Here is a 21,354-nt window from a genome sequence, read left to right on the forward strand (position 1 = left end):
GAATGGCTTGGGTTGTGAAAAAACAGTCAACACAAGAGGAGCTTGCGAATCGATTCCGAGCTTTAGTAGAAGCAAATGAAATTTTGCAAATTCCAGGTGCTCATGATGCAATGGCAGCTCTTGTTGCGAAAAATACAGGTTTTTCAGCTCTTTATTTATCAGGAGCTGCTTATACTGCAAGTAAAGGTTTACCAGATTTAGGTATCGTGACGTCTACTGAAGTGGCTGAGAGAGCAAGAGATTTAGTAAGAGCTACAGACTTACCTGTTCTTGTTGACATTGATACAGGATTTGGTGGTGTACTAAATGTGGCGAGAACAGCTGTAGAAATGGTGGAAGCGAAAGTAGCAGCTGTCCAAATTGAAGATCAGCAATTACCAAAAAAATGTGGACATTTAAATGGTAAGAAACTTGTTACTACAGAAGAATTGGTTCAAAAAATTAAAGCGATTAAAGAAGTTGCACCGAGCTTATACATTGTAGCACGTACTGATGCTCGTGGCGTTGAAGGATTAGATGAAGCAATTGAAAGAGCAAATGCATATGTAAAAGCAGGTGCAGACGCAATTTTCCCTGAAGCGCTTCAATCAGAGGAAGAATTCCGTCTATTTAATAGTAAGGTAAATGCACCTTTGCTTGCGAATATGACTGAATTCGGAAAAACTCCATATTATAGTGCAGAGGAATTTGCGAATATGGGTTTCCAAATGGTTATTTATCCTGTAACTTCACTTCGCGTTGCAGCGAAAGCGTATGAAAATGTGTTTGCTTTAATTAAAGAAACAGGTTCTCAAAAAGATGCACTTTCTAATATGCAAACGAGAAGTGAATTATACGAAACAATTTCATATCATGACTTTGAAGAGTTAGATACTGGTATTGCAAAAACAGTATTATCAGAAGATCAATAGATAAAGCAGCGAAGGCGATGAAAATACATCTTTGGCAAAATAAAATGCTTGATGTGAAAAATCATCGCCTTCTATTTTCAAAAAAGATATTCCACTCATCGTAGACGAGCATAAGCAAAAAGCTATGAAAGCCGAATGATAGGGGGATACATATGGAGAAAACGAAGTTACCATGGGATGAATTCTTTTCACTTAATAAAGATATAAATCATACTTACTTTACACCAGAAGATTTTTCAGGTGATGAAGATTTAATCGCAAAAACGACAGAACAATTCGTTAAACAAGAAATTGTTCCACAAATGGAGAATATTGAACAACATAACTATAAAGTTTCTCGTCAATTATTTGAGAAAGCTGGGGAACTTGGATTATTAGGCATTGAGGTACCAGAAGATTATGGCGGGTTCGAGTTAGGAAAGGCTGTCTCAGGTCTTGTAGCAGAGAAAATGGGTTACGCTGGTGCGTTTAGCGTTTCTTTTAATATACACGCTGGTGTCGGTACATTGCCTTACATATATTATGGAACGAAAGAGCAAAAAGAAAAATATTTACCGAAAATCGCATCGGGAGAATGGATTGGGGCTTATGCTTTAACAGAGCCAAATGCTGGTTCGGATGCATTAAGTGCAAAAACAAGCGCCGTATTGAATGAAGAGGGAACAGCTTGGAAGTTAAATGGTGAGAAGCAATGGATTACAAATGCTCATATGGCAGATGTATACGTTGTTTTTGCGAAGACAAATAAAGGAATGACAGCGTTTATTGTCGAAAGAACATGTGAAGGTGTATCTATTGGATTAGAAGAAAAGAAAATGGGGATTAAAGGTTCTTCAACAGCGACTCTTATTTTAGAAGATGTTGTCATCCCTGCTGAAAATGTTTTAGGGGAAGTTGGGAAAGGGCATCACGTAGCCCTTAATATTCTTAACTTTGCTAGACTTAAACTTGCTTTTGGAAATATTGGAACAGCAAAACAAGCAATTGGTTTGTCGGTTCAATATGGAAAAGAGCGAAAACAGTTCCAAACGGAATTAGTAAACTTTACGATGATTCAAGAGAAAATTGCAAATATGATCATTGCTACATATGGAGCCGAAAGTGCAGCTTATCGTACGGCAGGTGTAATCGATGAAGCAATTCATGAGAGCGATGAAGATCTTATGAAGAAAATGTCCCAATTTGCAATTGAATGTGCACTGAATAAAGTAAATGCTTCTGAAACACTTGCTTATATCGTAGATGAAGCTGTACAAATTCATGGTGGTTACGGTTATATGCAAGAGTATGAGGTAGAACGATTATATCGTGATGCTAGAATTAGTCGTATTTTTGAAGGAACGAACGAAATTAATAGATTAACAGTTGCCAAAATGTTAATGAAGCAAATCGAACAATTAGAAAATACTGAAGTAGAAAGTGATGTAGCAAATGTAGAAAGAAACCATCGTTACATTTTATTAGCGAAAAAATTGTTGAAACAATCTTTGAAAACGCTCTCTAAAACTCTAGGTCTAAAAATTGACCAAGAACAAGAATATTCACGTGTAATTTCAAATATGTTGACGGACGTGTACGTCATGGAATCAGCGTTTTTACGTACGAGAAAAGCGGTAAGTAAAAATGGTGAGGAAAAAGAACGTACGAAGCAATTAATAACGGATGTTATTTGTGAAGAAGGATACCGTAAAGTAGAAGAAGCGGCGATTTCTGTACTTTCAGCGGCTGTCACAGAAGAACAAGATAGACATGTGATTTTAGCTGAAATCCGTCAATTATTAGTGCCTTTATACACGAACGTATTTACGAAGAAGAGAGAAATTGCGAAAGCTATTATAAATCGCGGGAAATATATTGTGTAAATAGGAGGAAAGCGATATGAAAAAGATTGGTTTTATCGGTTTAGGTAACATGGGCCTTCCAATGTCAAAAAATCTAGTTAAATCAGGTTACACAGTATATGGCGTGGACTTAAATAAAGAGGCGGAAGCGTCCTTTGAAAAAGAAGGCGGAATTATCGGTCTATCAATCTCAAAACTAGCAGAAACATGTGATGTAGTTTTTACAAGTTTACCTTCACCTCGCGCTGTTGAAGCGGTATATTTTGGAGCAGAAGGATTATTTGAAAATGGTCACTCGAATGTAGTTTTCATTGATACAAGTACGGTATCGCCGCAGTTAAACAAACAGTTAGAGGAAGCTGCAAAGGAAAAGAAAGTAGACTTTTTAGCAGCACCTGTGAGCGGTGGTGTAATAGGAGCCGAAAACCGTACATTAACGTTTATGGTTGGTGGATCAAAAGACGTATATGAGAAAACGGAATCTATCATGGGCGTACTAGGCGCGAACATTTTCCACGTTAGTGAGCAGATTGATAGTGGTACAACTGTTAAGTTAATTAATAACTTATTAATTGGTTTTTATACAGCTGGTGTGAGTGAAGCTTTAACATTAGCGAAAAAGAATAATATGGATTTAGATAAAATGTTTGATATTTTAAATGTAAGTTACGGTCAAAGTAGAATTTATGAACGTAATTATAAAAGTTTTATAGCACCTGAAAACTACGAGCCAGGATTTACTGTGAACTTATTGAAGAAAGATTTAGGATTTGCAGTTGACTTAGCTAAGGAAAGCGAACTCCATTTACCGGTAAGCGAAATGTTATTAAACGTATATGACGAAGCGAGTCAAGCTGGATATGGTGAAAACGATATGGCTGCTTTATATAAGAAAGTTAGCGAGCAATTAATTTCTAATCAAAAATAAATTATACAAAGGAGAGAATACAATGATTACAACTGAAATTAAACGAGTAAAAAATCACATTAACGGTGAGTGGGTTGAATCGACAGGTACGGAAGTAGAAGCAGTTCCAAATCCAGCGACTGGAAAAATTATCGCTTACGTTCCACTATCTCCAAAAGAAGATGTTGAAAAAGCTGTTGAAGCGGCAAAAGCAGCATTCGAAACATGGTCTAAAGTACCAGTTCCAAATCGTTCAAGAAATTTATATAAATATTTACAGCTATTACAAGAAAACAAAGATGAGCTTGCAAAAATCATTACGCTAGAAAATGGTAAGACGCTAACGGATGCAACAGGTGAAGTACAGCGTGGTATTGAAGCGGTAGAACTTGCAACATCTACGCCAAATTTAATGATGGGTCAAGCACTTCCGAATATCGCTAGCGGAATTGATGGATCGATTTGGCGCTACCCAATCGGAGTTGTTGCTGGTATTACACCGTTTAACTTCCCGATGATGATTCCGTTATGGATGTTCCCACTTGCAATTGCTTGCGGTAATACATTCGTATTAAAAACATCTGAAAGAACGCCACTTTTAGCGGAGCGACTTGTAGAATTATTCTATGAAGCAGGTTTCCCAAAAGGCGTATTAAATTTAGTGCAAGGCGGAAAAGATGTTGTAAATAGCATTTTAGAAAATAAAGATATTCAGGCTGTTTCGTTCGTTGGCTCTGAGCCGGTAGCTCGTTACGTATATGAAACAGGTACGAAACACGGAAAACGTGTACAAGCATTAGCAGGTGCGAAAAACCATGCGATTGTAATGCCAGATTGCAATCTTGAGAAAACAGTACAAGGTGTAATTGGATCTGCATTTGCAAGTAGTGGAGAGCGCTGCATGGCATGCTCAGTAGTAGCAGTAGTGGATGAAATTGCTGATGAATTTATTGATGTATTAGTAGCAGAAACGAAAAAATTAAAAGTAGGCGATGGCTTTAACGAAGATAACTATGTTGGACCATTAATCCGTGAATCTCATAAAGAGCGCGTTTTAGGCTATATTAATAGCGGTGTAGCAGATGGGGCAACTTTATTAGTAGATGGCCGTAAAATTAATGAAGAAGTTGGAGAAGGTTACTTTGTAGGTGCGACAATCTTTGATGGCGTGAATCAAGAAATGAAAATTTGGCAAGATGAAATTTTTGCTCCAGTATTAAGTATTGTACGTGTTAAAGATTTAGAAGAAGGTATTAAACTAACAAATCAATCTAAATTTGCAAATGGTGCGGTTATTTATACGTCAAATGGTAAACATGCACAAACATTCCGTGATAATATCGATGCTGGTATGATTGGTGTAAACGTAAACGTTCCAGCACCAATGGCATTCTTCGCATTTGCAGGAAATAAAGCTTCATTCTTTGGTGATTTAGGTACAAATGGTACAGATGGCGTTCAATTCTATACACGTAAAAAAGTTGTAACTGAGCGCTGGTTTTAATATAGAGTAAACAACCAAATCAGTTATTAGATGAAAACCACCACTATTAATAGTGGTGGTTTTCGTCTTGTTAATTATTTTTTTCAAAAGCTAGTTTAATACCAAATCCAATTAGGACGACTCCTGTTAGCCCTTGAATATAACGTTGCGTCTTCGGTTTTTTCATAAAAGCACTAATTTTATCAATTAAAAATATATAAAATGCAAACCAAATGACTGTTAAAACGAGGTAAGTAAGGCCCATTACAAGAAGTTGAATAAATGTATTATGATTTGGATTTAAAAATTGTGGTAAAAAAGTTAAAAAGAAGACTGCTACTTTAGGGTTTAATAAATTTGTAAGAAATCCTTGGCGAAAGCAAGAAGTATGTTCGTTTTCATTATTCAAAGATAGATCATTTGTATCTAAGTTTTCTTTGTTTCTTACTGCTAAAAGGGCTTTAATACCGATATATATTAAATAGAGAGCCCCAACGTACTTGAAAATAGAAAATAAAAGAGCTGACTTTACAATAAGTGCAGAAAGACCAATTACAGCAGCTAAAGTATGAATTAATAGTGCAATACATGTACCAAACACTGTTTTCACTCCACCGACTTTACCAGCAACCAATGTATTTTTCGTAGCCATTGCTGTATCTGGACCAGGTAAAATGATAAGGCAAATAGACATAATGATGAAAAGAAGATAATTTTCTATCATAGCCGCCCCTCCTTTTTATTTTTAGAATATTTGATTAAAATCAGTGTAGCACAAAAATGGATTTAATAAAATTAAATTTTATTAAAAATAATTAAATAAAAAAGGCTATATAGTAGCTGTAATTACACTACTATATAGCCTCGATTTTATACCGCTATTTGCGGGTAGTAAGATTTTCACCACACAAGATTTAGCTGAAGCAAAGAAGTTAGGTGGGGGATGAACAAAATATCCCCTCATGACAATTTCATTTTATGCATTAAGTAAGTTAAAGAAACGATTCACATCTTCTTCTGAAACGTCACTTAACTGTTTATATTTATAATTCGGATTTTGATCTTTATCAACGACAACGGAGCGTACTCCTTCGAAGAAATCTTCATGCCTCATGAAGTTTTTAGCAAGTATAAGGTCCGTAGCGAAACATTCTTCAACGGATTTATCTTGTCCATCAATAAACTGTTTTAATGTTACTTTTAGTGAAATAGGGGATTTTGATAACAGTATTTCTTTCGTTTTTAGAGCAAAGGAGCTTTCATCTTTCTCCAATGAATGGATGATTTCTTCAATTGTATCGAAAGCAAAATGTGAATTGATTACTTCTAATGAAGGAGCGAGCTCGCTTTCTAAGTTTGGAGCAGTTGCAAATGTACGAATAACTTCTTTTAAATTAGTATGTACATCATCTTCTTTATGCCAATTTACACTTTCAAGTTCAGTAAGAAACTCTGGTAATGAATCAGATGTCATAAAGTAATCTGCAGCATTAATAAATAATACGTCAGAAGCTTTTAAAATAGATGCTGTTAAAGCAACGAAGCGTCCTGTATATCCAGGTGCTTTATTTAAGAAATATGCAGCTCCGACGTCTGGGAAGAAGCCGATATTCATCTCTGGCATTGCCCATTTCGTACGCTCAGTTACAATGCGATACTTCGCACCATTTGTAAGACCGACACCACCGCCCATTACAATTCCATCTAAACAAGCAATAATCGGTTTTGTATATTGATAAATATATGTATCAATTTCATACTCTTCTTCAAAAAAACGTTCTGCATGTTGCAATGCCACTTCATTGGAACGCGCTTCATAAAGAGTTTTAATGTCGCCACCTGCACAAAAACCTTTTGTGCCAGCTCCTTTTAACACGATAAGTGCAATACGCTCATCGTGTTCCCACTCTTTAAGTTTTTGTCCGATAGGTTGTAACATGTCATAAGATAAAGAATTAAGTGCTTTTGGACGGTTTAAAGTAATTGTTGCAACGCCGTTTTCACTAACAGAAAATAAAACTTGTTCAGTCATAATGCATCCTCCCTTACATATCTTCTTATTCTTAATTCTTGATATGTACTGAAATGTCCTTTATAAATTTTGTCAAAAGTTGACGGTAAATATTAATTTGGTCACTGCATATTTTGACGAGTTATCTTTGCAGGATTTCAGAGACTGAGGGGGAATATTACAACATTACTGTAAGTGTAATTATTTGAAGTTATAATGATAAAAGCGCTATTATATAGGTGTGAAATGTTCATTATCAATTCTAAAAGTGTGTTTGAAGAAAAAATAAATCGTACAATTGTAATAAAAAATTTTACATTGAATTAGAAATAGAGAAAGGAGAAATCGGAATGCCAGGACCTTTACTATTGTCGGTTATTATTTTGTCTTTTTTAATGATAGGAATAACGCAGTATTTTCATCATACAGATACGACAGAAGAAGTGAAGGATAAAGTACGTCTCGTATTTCCGATTTTTATAATATCTATTTCATTCTGTATTTTATTAAATAAAGATGGCTACATTGTCGCAGTGTTCTCATTTTTCGTCGCAATCGTCTTAATTACCGTTTTATATTATGTAATGAAAGACTTTATACAAAAATAAAGATGTCACAATAGGCATTTTTATTTTGGGGGAAATGTAAAATTTCACATACCGTATTTTATATAAAATACATAAAGCATATAACAATAGAAAAGTGTGTACTTTGCTGTGTATGTACTTGTCAATCTTGCATAGCCACTATACTATTAAAATGTAGAGATTATAAAAAGGGGTTGTATCTATCATGAAATTTGAGATGCACACAAAAATTATTTCAAATGAAAAAGAAGTAAGATTACATATTGAAGAAAATATATTCCAATTAATATTGGATGGTTATCACTTATTTACAATTCAAGAAATATTGCCTTTATATAAATCAAATGAAGAAAGAATTGGAAGTGCAACGATATTGAAACTAGAGTGGGAGAACGGAAAAACTACAATAAACTATCAACTCGTTTCACTAAAATCAGTAAATTAAAAGGAGTAGAAAAATATGAAGTTATTTCATACAGCGGATTGGCATTTAGGAAAGCTTGTTCATGGCGTGTATATGACTGAAGACCAAAAGATTGTATTAGATCAGTTTGTACAGGCTGTTGAAGAAGAAAAACCAGATGCTGTAATTATTGCAGGGGATTTATATGACCGAGCAATTCCACCTACAGAAGCAGTAGACTTATTAAATGATGTGCTGCAAAAAATAGTTATTGATTTACAAACACCAGTTATTGCAGTAGCTGGTAATCATGATAGTCCGGATCGTATCCATTTTGGAAGTAGTTTAATGAAAAAACAAGGATTACATATTGCAGGTCAATTTCAATTCCCGTACGAACCTGTTGTACTAAATGATGAATATGGAGAGGTTCACTTCCATCTAATACCGTATGCAGACCCAAGCATAGTTAGACACGTGTTGAAAAATGAAGACGTACGTTCTCATGATGATGCGATGCGCATTTTTATGAATGAGCTCTCTGAAACGATGGATAAAGAAGCTAGACATGTATTTGTTGGACATGCATTTGTAACTTCTTCAGGAGAAGCGGAGGAGAATACAAGTGATGCAGAACGACCACTTTCAATTGGTGGTGCTGAATATGTAAATAGTCATTATTTTGATAAGTTTCATTACACAGCGCTTGGACATTTACATCAAGCGCATTTCGTACGTAATGAGACCATTAGATATTCAGGTTCACCACTTGCCTATTCAATTTCTGAAGAGAAACATAAAAAAGGTTATTACATTGTAGAACTGAATGAAACTGGTGAAGTAGCAATTGAAAAAAGGTTACTTTCACCACGTCGTAAAATGCGAACAGTAGAAGCGAAAATAGATGAATTATTACAGCACCCAGTAAGTGAAGATTACGTATTTGTAAAATTATTAGACGAAAACCCTGTCTTACAGCCAATGGAGAAAATACGATCTGTATATCCAAATGCAATGCACGTTGAAAGAGCGATGCAAAGGCGAGAACTCACAGATACAAATGAAGTAACGGTTTCAAGACATAAAACGGATGATTTATCTCTTTTAAAGGCTTTCTATAAAGAAATGAAAGGGTTAGATTTATCAGAAGAGAAAGAACGCCTATTTATAGATGTATTACAAACAGTGCAAGAACGGGAAGGTGAACGAGGATGAGACCGATTCAGCTTATTATGACAGCATTCGGGCCATATAAACAGAAAGAAGTAATCGATTTTGAAGATCTTGGAGAACATCGTATTTTCGCTATTTCTGGGAATACGGGAGCTGGAAAAACAACGATTTTTGATGCGATTTGTTATGTGTTATATGGTGAGGCTAGTGGAGAAGAACGTAGTGATACGAGCATGCTTCGAAGTCAATTTGCTGATGATAATGTTTATACAAGTGTTGAATTAACCTTTCAGTTAAAAGGGAAACGCTATGAAATAAAACGACAACTTGGACATAAAAAACAAGGGAATAAGACCATTACAGGACATGCAGTAGAATTATATGAAGTTATTGATGGAGAAAACGTTCCAGCCGTCGATCGTTTTCATGTAACAGACGTAAACAAAAAAGTGGAAGATTTAATTGGGTTAAGTAAACATCAATTTAGCCAAATTGTTATGTTACCCCAAGGGGAATTCCGAAAACTATTAACATCTGAGACGGAAAACAAAGAAGAGATTTTACGTCGTATTTTTAAAACGGATCGTTATAAATTAATGCGTGAGTTACTTGATCAAAAGAGAAAACAATGGAAAGATGTCTTGCAAGAAAAACAAAAAGAGAGAGAGCTCTATTTCCGTAATGTTTTTAAATTACCAATCCGTGATGGAGCATTATTAGAGACATTAGTGGCACAAGAACATGTAAATACGCATCAAGTAGTAGAAGCGTTAGAACAAGAAACAACCGTGTATAAGGCAGAGGTTGAGCAATTACAAGTAGAACAAGATGTTCAAACGAAGCAATTAAAGGATGCAGAAACACGTTTTCATGCAGCAAAATCTGTAAATGAGAAATTTATAGATTTACAACAAAAGGATGAGAAATATAACACTTTACAAGAGAACCGTGCAGCAATTGAAAGGAAAGAAAAATCCTTTAAACGTGCGGAACAAGCAAAGCGCTTATTACCATTTGAACAATGGTATGAAGAAGCGATGGAAAATGAGCAGAAAGCTGAAAGTTTGTTAAAACAGATAAGCGTCAAACAAGAACAGATAATGAATAGCTTTGAACTTGCTCAGGAGAAGTATGAAGTAGTAAAGAATAAAGAAGCTGAGCGAGAAGAGGCTAAAAAACTTGTTCAAAGATTAGAAGAGTTACAAGCGATTATTGAATCATTAGCTGAGAGAAAGCTGAATTTACAAAATACCGAAATCCAAATAGGGAAATTAAAAGAAAGTATGCAAAAGTTAGATCAACAACTAGAAGAGCATACAAACAAAAAACAGAGAATGTCTGATGAATTGCAGCAATTAGAACAAGCACTTGAGCAATATGTAGCTAAAGTAGAAGAACTAACGAATATGCGAGAAGATGCAAAAGTTTTAAAGCAAGCATATGATGTTTGGCAAGAAAAACAAAAATTCGAGCAAGAAAAAGAAGCGGCAAATAATAAAATGCAAGTGGCAGTTCGTGCATATGAAAACATGGAGCGCCGCTGGTTAAGTGAACAAGCTGGTATATTAGCTCTTCATTTACATGACGGTGAATCTTGTCCGGTATGTGGTAGTACGAATCATCCGCAAAAAGCTACAGAGCAAAGTAATGCGATCGATGAAAAAGAGTTAAACGATTTAAGAGATAAGAAGAACATTGCTGAAAAATTACATGTGCAAGTAGAGGAGAAATGGAATTTCTATCGACTACAATATGAACAAGTGATAGAAGAAGTTGTGAAGCGCGGCTACAACTCGGAAAAATTAGCTGAAACATATAGTGCACTTGTTCAAAAAGGAAAACAATTAGCTGCAGACGTTAATACGTTAAAAGCAAGTGAAGAAACACGTAAGCAGATTGCTGCGAACATGAAAAGCGTAGAAGAAAAAATAGAAGAACTTCAGAAACAAAAACGAGAAGTGGAAACAATGCAGCACCGTACAGAAATGGAGTGTATGCAACTTCGTACGTCATATGAACATGATAAACGAAATATTCCAGAAAACTTACAAACAGTACAAGCTTGGAAAGCACAGTTTGACCAAGCTATGCAGGAACTTAGGTTAATGGAGGACGAATGGAAGAAAGTGCAGGAAGCGTATCAGCATTGGCAAAATGAAAATATACGTATTCAAGCAGAACAAAAAGGTGCTTCTAATCAATTTGAAAGTGCAAAATTAAAGAAAGAAGAGACTTTCGCACGCTTTATGAAAGAGCTAGAACAAAGCGGGTTTACAGACGAATTCACGTATAAAGAAGCCAAATTAAGCGATCACGAGATGGAAATGTTACAAAAAGAAATTCAAGGTTATTATTCATCGCTTGAAGTGCTTGCAAAACAAATTGAAGAGTTACAAGCTGAATTAAAAGATAAAGAGTATATGGATATTACAGCGTTAGGTGAACACATAACAGAATTACAAATTAATCTCGATATCATTAAAGAAAAACGTCAACGTGCGCAAAATGCGGTAACATATATTTCTGATTTACATGAAAACATTAGACGTATTGATGAGCAAATTCATGAGGAAGAAAAAGCTTTCCAAGAACTTGTTGACTTATATGAAGTAATGAAAGGTGATAACGAGAGCCGTATATCATTTGAACGTTACATCTTAATTGAGTATTTAGAACAAATTGTTCAAATTGCAAACGAACGATTACGTAAATTATCAAACGGACAATTTTATTTAAAACGAAGTGAACGAGTTGAAAAGAGAAATCGTCAAAGTGGATTAGGCTTAGATGTGTACGATGCATATACTGGCCAAACACGCGATGTAAAAACACTATCCGGCGGAGAGAAATTTAATGCATCACTTTGCCTAGCGCTAGGAATGGCAGATGTCATTCAAGCATATGAAGGTGGTATTTCCATCGAAACGATGTTCATCGATGAAGGGTTCGGTTCATTAGATGAAGAATCATTAACGAAAGCAGTAGACGCCTTAATTGACTTACAAAAATCAGGCCGATTTATCGGTGTCATTTCACACGTACAAGAGCTGAAAAACGCAATGCCAGCTGTATTAGAAGTAACGAAGCAGAAGGATGGGTGTAGTCAGACTAGGTTTGTGGTGAAGTAAGCTTAGAGAATGGAGTAGGGAATCTACCGATACTTTTAGTGTCATATGTATGAATCATAAAACGTCGTCTCTTCATATTAGAGGCGACGTTTTATTTTATAAAATATCTATGAATTATCTGTAGAAGGCGGCGTATTCTCCAAACGATTATAAGCTTTAAAAGCTGAAATTGCCGATATAACCCCGCCTACTAAAAATAAAGTCGATCCTCCAACTAAGATGATACGACTGACATATGTTTCCCGTGCTTCTTCGACTTCTTCTTGTAACGCTGTAGGCATATGAATCCTCCTTTATAAAAGTTGTTTTATAAATAGTATATACAAACGCCTAAAATGTGTTAAAATAACTGATGATTTTACGCAGTGAGTAATTAGATGAGTAGGATGCGAGTGGCTAAGTAAATCTTCATCACAAATTTATGTGAACTTCACATAGAGCACATATTAACATTGTATTATGTATATGTACCAAATAAATAAATAAATAAAGTGAATGTAAGTTCTGTTTTCAAAAATTTAAAATCCTTTTATTTCTATATGAAAGTTTTAATCAAGGGTTTTAAAAAATTTGGAAATAGATCTTATGAATATGGAATTCATATAAAAGGGGAATGTCTTATGACAACATATACGAGTGAAATGAGAAAAACTTTAGTTTCAGAAGAAGATGTAGATATTTTAAAAATTATGGCGCATCCAATCAGACTGCAAATTGTAAATGAATTAAGTACGAGAAAAACTTGTAATGTAACACAATTAACAGAGTTACTGAATATTCCGCAATCTACTGTTTCACAACATTTATCAAAAATGAAGGGTAAAGTGTTACGAGCAGAGAGAAGAGGTTTAGAAATTTATTATCATATTAACAATTTAAAAGCGAGTAAGATTGTTAATGTTTTAGGGTATATAAACTAGTGAAATATTTTTATATAAAATAGCCCCTGCTGTTGAGCAGGGGCTATTTTGTGTTGTTTTATGTATTTGTATTTAAAACTTTATAGTTTTTATGATTTACAATTGTTCGATCAAATTCAAAAGTACCACCGCTTACATTTGTAATTTCAACTAAGACCGATTCAGTATAAAGTTTTAATACAGATCCTGTAATCTTTAAATTATTTCGTTGAAAAAGTATAGTATCCCCTACGTTTGCTTTCATAGTACCTCCTCATTAAAGACAGAAATATTTTTTTATTATATATATTAAACCACGGATAGATATATTAGTGAATATTTAGTTTTATTTATTGGGAAAAAATTTGTTCTCTAATAGAAGAGTATAAAGTACTCTTATGTTAAAAGTTATATTTTATTTAAGTTTATCCCGCTATTTGCTGGGCAGTAAGACCCCCACCTCAAAATTCAGTGGAAGCAAAGAAGTTAGGTGGGGGCCCTGCTGCCCATAAAAGCCCGATTGGTGAGGGTTGATTAAAGTTTCACTTTATTATAAGTAAATTGTTTTCAGCATTAGCGAAACAATATTTCTATGTAAATACTGCAGAGAAGCAAATTATTCAAAAAACAGACACTATGTAGCACAAAACGTAAAGTAGATAAGTAAAGTTTTTTTCAGGAGTATAAGAAAAATATACGTTTATTAATAAGATCTCTAATTGGTAAAATTCCAATTAAAAACATAGAAAAACTTTAATATAAAAAGGTAATCAATTACAAATGGAGAAGTAATATATACGAAAGGAGAGATTTATATGAATAAAGGGAAAAAACAAGTTAGTCAACTTAGTTTTCTGGTGAATTTTATGAACGACAAGGGGAGTCTTGTGAAAATTTAATAGTATTATAGTATCCCCTTGTGAAAAAATGGTTGGGGGAATATATAAATGATAACAGAAATGAATATTAAAGTAGTTTGTGAAGAATCGTTTTCAAAAAGAGAAATAAAAATTTTAGAGACGTTTCTTTCAACTTTATCGGGGCATTCTAATGCTCTCGTTACAAAAGAGGGGATGTTTTTAAACCCATTAAGTAAAGAGAAGAGTGTGATTTATTATCACAACTTTGTATTTGTAAAATCACTTACAGAAGAAATGTGTGCAGAATTAAAAGAAGTTTTAACAAGACGTATTAAAAATGCTTTCATTATGATGGAATTTGTAGAGCCAATTGTTACATTTGAAGAAACAATTATAAACGTATAAAAAAAGTCAGGCTTATGAATTGACCTAATAAAACCGTCTCTTTAATAAATAGTAAAGAGACGGTTTTATTGTTTCACTTTTAAAAAAAGAGTTCAAAAATAAATGTAAATCGATCTTATACAAAAACTACTTATTAAATAAGTGTTACGTATTTAATAAGTAGTTTTTGTATTTCATCCTTCGTTTTTTGTAACTGATTCTACGTTTTTGACGCTCTGTCTTGTAAGTGCTTACATGAACGAAAACATCTTATACAATGAAGGTGTCAAATCAAAAGAGGTGACCAAAATGAACATAAAAAAAGTAAATTTAGCGAATAGCATTGAAATAGAAAGAGGAGGCGGAAAGGTATGAAAAAATCAACTGTTAATCCATGGTTTGTTGTCCTTGGCACAGTTATAGTACAAATGGGGCTTGGGACGATATATACATGGAGTTTATTCAATCAGCCTTTAGTTAGTAAATACGGTTGGAGTCTTAACGCTGTTGCGATAACTTTCTCAATTACTAGTCTTTCTTTAGCATTTTCAACTTTATTTGCGAGTAAATTGCAAGAAAAATGGGGACTTCGTAAACTTATTATGATAGCTGGATTAGCATTAGGACTAGGGTTAATACTTAGTTCACAAGCGTCTTCATTAATATTGCTTTATGTACTAGCAGGAGTTGTTGTAGGTTATGCAGATGGTACAGCATATATCACTTCACTATCAAATTTAATAAAGTGGTTTCCAGAGCGTAAAGGTTTAATTGCTGGTATTTCTGTCTCTGCATATGGTTCAGGTAGCTTAATCTTTAAATACGTTAACGCACAGTTGATTGAATCAGTTGGTGTATCGCAAGCATTTATATACTGGGGTTTAATTGTTACAGCTATGATTGTAATTGGTGCTTGTTTAATCCATCAAGCTGCAGATCAAGGAGCAGTTCATGAAACAAAAACTAAGGAATACACAACGAAAGAAATGTTAGGCACAAAACAAGTATACTTATTATTTATCATGTTATTTACATCATGTATGAGTGGCTTATACTTAATTGGTATGGTAAAAGACATTGGTGTTCAACTTGTAGGACTTAGCGCAGCAACAGCAGCTAATGCGGTGGCTATGGTTGCAATCTTCAATACATTAGGTCGTATCATTTTAGGACCGTTATCGGATAAAATTGGGCGTTTAAAAATCGTTACTGGTACTTTTGTTGTTATGGCGAGTTCAGTCTTAGTTCTAAGTTTTGTAGATTTAAATTATGGTATTTACTTCGTATGTGTAGCAAGTGTAGCGTTTTGCTTTGGTGGAAATATCACTATTTTCCCAGCTATTGTTGGTGATTTCTTCGGTATGAAAAACCATAGTAAGAACTACGGAATTGTGTATCAAGGATTTGGATTTGGGGCGCTTGCAGGTTCCTTTATCGGTGCACTTCTAGGTGGATTCAAACCAACGTTCATGGTGATCGGTGTATTATGTGTCGTGTCATTCATTATCGCAATTTTAATTCAAGCACCTAAACAGAAAAAAGAACAAGAAGAAGAGTATCGCAGCGTAGCATAAGTATACAAATCTTCTATAACACTATGATTACGAAAAAGCATCCTATTCTATTAATTAGGATGCTTTTTTATGAGTTATTTTAACAAGGTTAAATTACTTTTGTGATTTTTATAGATGTAAAAGTGAGTGGAATACCCATTTGGAATATAATAAATTGATACATCATATTCGAAATATATATTAAATCTTAAATGATAAAGAAGACATTCATTAGTATTTGTAAGATATATTTTCAGAAAAATATTGAGAAAATATATACTTGAGTTTTTCATAAAGCATTGTAAATGAACGTATCTCTAGTTTATCTTCTTCAATTTTAAAAAGAGGAGTTTGAATTTTATTTATAATATAAGTACATTTAATGCGTTTAGGTATGATTTTATTAAGAAGCATTAAAATACTTTATCTGAAAAATAAAAAAAGATTGACAAGTTTATTGAGAAACATTATCATTTCGGTGTAAGATAGTAAATGAAAAACATTATCAATAAAATGGATTTTAAAGTAATGCGCACTTGACCAATTAGTTTAGTAAGTGTATTATTTTTTACAACATGACTGATAATGAAAATCAATATCATTTATGTTACTTAATGAAATTAATGTTTATGTGAAAGGATAGAGAAAATGAACTTAGGGGAATTTGATGGGCAAACAGTTTTAGTAACAGGTGCAGCACAAGGCATAGGCAGTGTTGTTGCCAAAATGTTTTTAGAAAGAGGAGCCACAGTTATTGCGGTTGATCAAAATGAAGAGGGGTTAAATGTACTCTTAAATCAAAATGAATTAAATAAAACACGTATGAAAACGTTTCGTTTAGATGTGAGTAATAGCGCTGCTGTTGAAGACATGGTAAATCATATTGCAAATGAAATAGCGCCAATAGATATTTTAATAAATGTTGCAGGGGTTTTACGTATGGGACCAATTCATTCGTTAAGTGATGAAGATTGGAATAAAACATTCTCTGTAAATACTACAGGGGTTTTCAATATGTCCCGAGCGGTAAGTAAAAATATGATGTTAAGAAAATCAGGGGCAATTGTTACAGTCGGTTCAAATGCGGCAAATACGCCGAGAATGGAGATGGCTGCGTATGCTGCGTCAAAGGCTGCAACGACGATGTTTATGAAATGTTTAGGACTAGAGCTTGCGGCATACAATATACGCTGCAACTTAGTTTCTCCAGGTTCTACTGAAACTGAGATGCAAAGATTACTATGGGCTGATGAGAATGGAGCTAAAAATATAATTGCTGGTTCTCAAAATACATATAGACTCGGAATTCCATTACAAAAAATTGCACAACCTTCAGAAGTTGCTGAAGCCGTGTTATTTTTAGCCTCAGATAGAGCAAGTCATATTACAATGCACAATTTATGTGTCGATGGCGGTGCTACGTTAGGAGTTTAATCAAAATTCAGGAGGTTATTATATTATGAATGAACATATAGCTGTAAAGGAATTGTCAGAAAAACTTTTAGAAGATTATAAGACTGAATCTTCATTCTTTTTTGCTTCACCAACTCGAACGATATTAGCAGAAGGAGAGTTTACTACAGTAAAGCATCGTGAAATTGAAAATTTCCCAGAGCTTGTGCAAGCGACATTAAGTAATGCGAAACAAGCTGGAAATCCAAATCCTATCGTTGTGGGTGCTTTGCCATTCGATCGTAGAAAAGAAGTCCAACTTATCGTACCAGAATATAGTAGGATTTCTGAGCGTTTACAATTTGATACAACAAATCAGCTTGAAACAAATGAGAACGTAACATTTGAAATGACGCCAATGCCAGACCCTGAAGTTTATGTGAATGGTGTGAAGCAAGGAATTAAAAAAATACAGGACGGTGATTTAAAGAAAATCGTTCTATCTAGATCGTTAGATGTTAAATCTTCGGAAAAGATTGATAAGCAAAAACTTCTGCGAGAATTAGCAGAGCATAATAAGCATGGTTATACATTTGCTGTGAATTTACCGAAAGATGAAAAAGAGAACAGTAAGACGCTAATTGGAGCAAGTCCTGAATTACTTGTTTCACGTAATGGTATGCAAGTTATTTCTAACCCGTTAGCTGGTTCAAGGCCACGTAGTGAGGACCCAGTAGAAGATAAAAGAAGAGCAGAGGAATTACTTTCTTCTCCAAAAGATTTACATGAACATGCGGTAGTAGTGGAAGCGGTTGCCGCTGCACTTCGTCCGTATTGTCATACATTACATGTTCCAGAAAAGCCATCAGTTATTCATAGTGAAGCGATGTGGCATTTGTCTACAGAAGTGAAAGGTGAACTGAAGGATCCAAATACTTCTTCTTTACAATTAGCAATTGCCCTTCATCCTACGCCAGCAGTTTGCGGAACTCCGATGGAAAAAGCAAGAGAGGCTATACAGCATATTGAGCCATTTGACCGCGAGTTCTTTACAGGAATGCTAGGATGGAGCGATTTAAATGGAGATGGAGAATGGATTGTTACAATTCGTTGTGCTGAAGTACAAGAAAATACACTGCGTTTATATGCAGGAGCTGGAGTTGTTGCTGAGTCAAAACCAGAAGATGAGTTAGCAGAAACATCAGCTAAGTTCCAAACAATGCTAAAAGCTTTAGGGTTAAGAGATAGTTCACTTAATGAAAAATAGGGGGAAGAAAGAATGCTAGTAGGTTATACAGAATGGCCAAAAGAATTTGCCGATCGTTACCGAGAAGAAGGATGTTGGCTTGGTGAAACATTTGGAGGAGTGTTAAGAGAGCGGGCTGAGAAATATGGAGATCAAATCGCGGTTGTAAGTGGTAAGAAGCATATAACATATAGTGAACTTAATAAAAAGGTAGATCGTTTAGCAGCAGGTTTACTGAATTTAGGAATAAAGAAAGAGGACAGAGTTGTAATCCAGTTACCTAACATTATCGAGTTTTTCGAAATATGTTTTGCACTATTTCGAATTGGAGCGCTTCCTGTCTTTGCACTGCCGTCACATCGAAGCAGTGAAATTAGTTATTTTTGTGATTTTGGCGAGGCGAGCGCTTACGTTATTTCAGATAAGGCTCTCGGTTTTGATTATCGAAAACTAGCAAGAGAAGTGAAAGAGAAAGTGCCAAATTTACAACATGTAATTGTAGTGGGAGAAGAAGAAGAGTTTGTGAACATAAATGATCTGTATATGGATCCCGTCTCATTACCAGAAGTTCAGCCAAGTGATGTTGCGTTTCTCCAATTATCAGGAGGCACAACAGGTCTTTCTAAATTAATTCCTAGAACACATGATGACTATATTTATAGTTTACGTGTTAGCGCTAAAATTTGTAATTTGAATGCAGAAAGCGTCTATATGGCAGTTCTTCCAGTAGCACACAATTACCCAATGAGTTCTCCAGGGACATTTGGAACTTTCTATGCGGGTGGAAAAGTGGTATTGGCAACCGGTGGTAGTCCAGATGAGGCATTTGCTCTTATCGAAAAAGAAAAAGTTACAATTACAGCGCTCGTTCCGCCATTAGCAATGATTTGGCTTGATGCTGCATCTTCTCGTAATACCGATTTATCGAGCCTAGAGGTTATTCAAGTAGGTGGTGCTAAGTTTAGTGCTGAGGTAGCAAGACGTATACGCCCTACATTTGGATGTACGTTACAGCAAGTATTCGGTATGGCGGAAGGATTAGTGAACTATACAAGATTAGACGATCCGGAAGAAATTATTATTCATACACAAGGTAGACCAATGTCTGCACTCGATGAAGTACGAGTTGTTGATGAAAATGACAACGATGTACAACCGGGCGAAGTAGGTAGTTTATTAACACGAGGTCCATATACAATTCGTGGTTACTATAAAGCCGAAGAGCATAATGCACGATCATTTACAAAGGATGGGTTTTATCGCACAGGTGATCTTGTAAAAGTAAATGAACAAGGATACATCATTGTAGAAGGAAGAGATAAAGATCAAATTAACCGTGGTGGTGAGAAAGTTGCTGCAGAAGAAGTTGAAAATCATCTATTAGCACACGATGCGATCCATGACGTAGCAATCGTATCTATGCCTGACGATTATTTAGGTGAACGCACCTGTGCTTTTGTTATAGTTCGCGGACAAGTTCCGGCAGTAAGTGAATTAAAAATGTTTTTAAGAGAACGTGGTATAGCGGCTTATAAAATTCCAGATCGAATTGAATTTATTGAATCATTCCCGCAAACAGGAGTCGGAAAAGTCAGCAAAAAAGAACTACGTAAAGTCATTGCTGAAAAACTTATTACAGTAAAACAATAATAAAAATCGGAAGGAAGTGATTAGATGGCCATCCCATCTATTTCAGTATATAAAATGCCAATTGAATCAGAACTACCAAAAAATAAAGTGAATTGGACACCAGATCCGAAACGTGCAGTACTTTTAATTCATGACATGCAAGAATACTTTCTTGATGCATATAGCGATAAAGAATCACCAAAAGTAGAACTTATTTCAAATATTAAAATGATAAGAGAAAAATGTAAGGAACTTGGTATACCAGTTGTTTATACAGCACAACCTGGTGGGCAAACGTTAGAACAACGAGGTTTATTACAAGACTTTTGGGGTGATGGTATACCTGCTGGACCAGATAAAAAGAAAATTGTTGATGAACTTACTCCTGATGAAGATGATATATTCCTAACAAAATGGAGATATAGTGCATTTAAAAAGACAAATCTATTAGAAATTTTAAATGAACAAGGAAGAGATCAACTCATTATTTGCGGTATTTATGCGCATATTGGCTGTCTTTTAACAGCTTGTGAAGCATTTATGGATGGTATAGAGCCGTTCTTTGTAGCAGATGCAGTTGCTGATTTTTCACTAGAGCATCATAAACAAGCATTGGAGTATGCATCTAATAGATGTGCAGTAACGACATCAACAAACCTACTGTTAAAAGATTTACAAAGTGTAAAAGGTGATGAGGGTGAAGGAATCACTATACAGGAAGTGCATGAACTAGTTGCACAACTACTTCGTGAGCCAGTAGAGAGTATTGATATTGATGAGGACTTATTAAATAGAGGGCTTGATTCGGTCAGAATTATGAGTTTAGTAGAGAAGTGGCGTCGTGAAGGGAAAGAAATCACTTTTGCAGATTTAGCAGAACGTCCAACTGTTGCAGGTTGGTACAGTTTACTATCTTCACAAACAGCACAGGTGCTGTAACAAATAGA

General features: G+C 34.8%; 19 protein-coding genes. 15 read left to right on the forward strand and 4 right to left on the reverse strand.

Going from position 1 to position 21,354, the window contains the following annotated elements; all coding sequences use genetic code 11:
- The first annotated feature begins 2 nt into the window (after positions 1–2).
- From prpB to ACTL4X_RS11300, 4 genes are all read left to right on the forward strand, one after another.
- Complete coding sequence (prpB, locus tag ACTL4X_RS11285; protein ID WP_000312639.1) at positions 3–911, forward strand: methylisocitrate lyase; 909 nt, start codon at positions 3–5, stop codon at positions 909–911.
- Between the two features lie 152 nt (positions 912–1,063).
- Complete coding sequence (locus ACTL4X_RS11290) at positions 1,064–2,773, forward strand: acyl-CoA dehydrogenase family protein (protein ID WP_441395032.1); 1,710 nt, start codon at positions 1,064–1,066, stop codon at positions 2,771–2,773.
- 16 nt (positions 2,774–2,789) lie between these two features.
- Entirely contained in the window at positions 2,790–3,680 is an 891-nt protein-coding gene (locus tag ACTL4X_RS11295) for an NAD(P)-dependent oxidoreductase (protein ID WP_000719409.1), read from the forward strand.
- A gap of 22 nt (positions 3,681–3,702) precedes the next feature.
- Positions 3,703–5,163 (forward strand): CoA-acylating methylmalonate-semialdehyde dehydrogenase, encoded by a 1,461-nt coding sequence (locus tag ACTL4X_RS11300; RefSeq protein ID WP_000633344.1) that lies wholly within the window; start codon positions 3,703–3,705, stop codon positions 5,161–5,163.
- A gap of 70 nt (positions 5,164–5,233) precedes the next feature.
- Here ACTL4X_RS11300 and ACTL4X_RS11305 read toward each other — a convergent pair whose 3' ends face one another.
- Entirely contained in the window at positions 5,234–5,866 is a 633-nt protein-coding gene (locus ACTL4X_RS11305) for a LysE family translocator (RefSeq protein ID WP_000572360.1), read from the reverse strand.
- 252 nt (positions 5,867–6,118) lie between these two features.
- Entirely contained in the window at positions 6,119–7,174 is a 1,056-nt protein-coding gene (locus tag ACTL4X_RS11310) for an enoyl-CoA hydratase/isomerase family protein (protein ID WP_000139775.1), read from the reverse strand.
- Positions 7,175–7,503: 329 nt separating this feature from the next.
- Between ACTL4X_RS11310 and ACTL4X_RS11315 the strand changes: the two genes are divergently transcribed.
- The 4 genes from ACTL4X_RS11315 (at position 7,504) to ACTL4X_RS11330 (ending at position 12,444) form a co-directional block, all read left to right on the forward strand.
- On the forward strand, positions 7,504–7,761 hold the full coding sequence (locus ACTL4X_RS11315; RefSeq protein WP_001119404.1) for a hypothetical protein: 258 nt from the start codon (positions 7,504–7,506) through the stop codon (positions 7,759–7,761).
- Between the two features lie 184 nt (positions 7,762–7,945).
- Positions 7,946–8,185: a DUF2584 family protein gene (locus ACTL4X_RS11320; RefSeq protein WP_000667344.1), complete on the forward strand. Its 240-nt coding sequence runs from the start codon at positions 7,946–7,948 to the stop codon at positions 8,183–8,185.
- Positions 8,186–8,200: 15 nt separating this feature from the next.
- The gene (locus tag ACTL4X_RS11325; RefSeq protein ID WP_000765150.1) at positions 8,201–9,358 is read left to right on the forward strand and encodes an exonuclease SbcCD subunit D; all 1,158 of its coding nucleotides are present in this window, start codon (positions 8,201–8,203) and stop codon (positions 9,356–9,358) included.
- Positions 9,355–12,444 (forward strand): AAA family ATPase, encoded by a 3,090-nt coding sequence (locus ACTL4X_RS11330; RefSeq protein ID WP_441395033.1) that lies wholly within the window; start codon positions 9,355–9,357, stop codon positions 12,442–12,444. The genes ACTL4X_RS11325 and ACTL4X_RS11330 overlap by 4 nt, the downstream gene beginning before the upstream one ends.
- A 107-nt stretch (positions 12,445–12,551) precedes the next feature.
- On the opposite strand, the gene ACTL4X_RS11335 is transcribed toward ACTL4X_RS11330, so the two are convergent.
- On the reverse strand, positions 12,552–12,725 hold the full coding sequence (locus ACTL4X_RS11335; protein WP_001141668.1) for a hypothetical protein: 174 nt from the start codon (positions 12,723–12,725) through the stop codon (positions 12,552–12,554).
- A 339-nt stretch (positions 12,726–13,064) separates the two neighbouring features.
- Between ACTL4X_RS11335 and ACTL4X_RS11340 the strand changes: the two genes are divergently transcribed.
- Positions 13,065–13,364 carry an ArsR/SmtB family transcription factor gene (locus ACTL4X_RS11340; RefSeq protein ID WP_000214801.1) on the forward strand — a complete coding sequence of 100 codons (300 nt, stop codon included), beginning with the start codon at positions 13,065–13,067 and terminating at the stop codon, positions 13,362–13,364.
- A 58-nt stretch (positions 13,365–13,422) separates the two neighbouring features.
- Here ACTL4X_RS11340 and ACTL4X_RS11345 read toward each other — a convergent pair whose 3' ends face one another.
- Positions 13,423–13,608, reverse strand: a complete 186-nt coding sequence (locus ACTL4X_RS11345; protein ID WP_000646793.1) for a YkvS family protein — start codon at positions 13,606–13,608, stop codon at positions 13,423–13,425.
- A gap of 682 nt (positions 13,609–14,290) precedes the next feature.
- On the opposite strand from ACTL4X_RS11345, the gene ACTL4X_RS11350 reads away from it, so the two are divergent.
- The 6 genes from ACTL4X_RS11350 (at position 14,291) to ACTL4X_RS11375 (ending at position 21,346) form a co-directional block, all read left to right on the forward strand.
- Positions 14,291–14,608, forward strand: a complete 318-nt coding sequence (locus ACTL4X_RS11350) for a hypothetical protein (RefSeq protein WP_000627302.1) — start codon at positions 14,291–14,293, stop codon at positions 14,606–14,608.
- 350 nt (positions 14,609–14,958) lie between these two features.
- Positions 14,959–16,161 (forward strand): L-lactate MFS transporter, encoded by a 1,203-nt coding sequence (locus ACTL4X_RS11355; RefSeq protein ID WP_000750111.1) that lies wholly within the window; start codon positions 14,959–14,961, stop codon positions 16,159–16,161.
- Positions 16,162–16,788: 627 nt separating this feature from the next.
- Positions 16,789–17,574, forward strand: a complete 786-nt coding sequence (gene dhbA / locus ACTL4X_RS11360) for a 2,3-dihydro-2,3-dihydroxybenzoate dehydrogenase (protein WP_001048437.1) — start codon at positions 16,789–16,791, stop codon at positions 17,572–17,574.
- Positions 17,575–17,599: 25 nt separating this feature from the next.
- Positions 17,600–18,799 carry an isochorismate synthase DhbC gene (gene dhbC / locus ACTL4X_RS11365; RefSeq protein WP_426865582.1) on the forward strand — a complete coding sequence of 400 codons (1,200 nt, stop codon included), beginning with the start codon at positions 17,600–17,602 and terminating at the stop codon, positions 18,797–18,799.
- A gap of 12 nt (positions 18,800–18,811) precedes the next feature.
- A complete protein-coding gene (locus ACTL4X_RS11370) occupies positions 18,812–20,428 on the forward strand; it encodes a (2,3-dihydroxybenzoyl)adenylate synthase (protein ID WP_000960124.1) in 1,617 nt (538 codons plus the stop codon).
- Positions 20,429–20,452: 24 nt separating this feature from the next.
- A complete protein-coding gene (locus ACTL4X_RS11375; RefSeq protein WP_025687424.1) occupies positions 20,453–21,346 on the forward strand; it encodes an isochorismatase family protein in 894 nt (297 codons plus the stop codon).
- Positions 21,347–21,354 lie beyond the last annotated feature (8 nt).

The sequence above is a fragment of the Bacillus sp. RE35 genome (genome assembly GCF_052146655.1).
Classification (GTDB): Bacteria; Bacillota; Bacilli; order Bacillales; family Bacillaceae_G; genus Bacillus_A; species Bacillus_A cereus.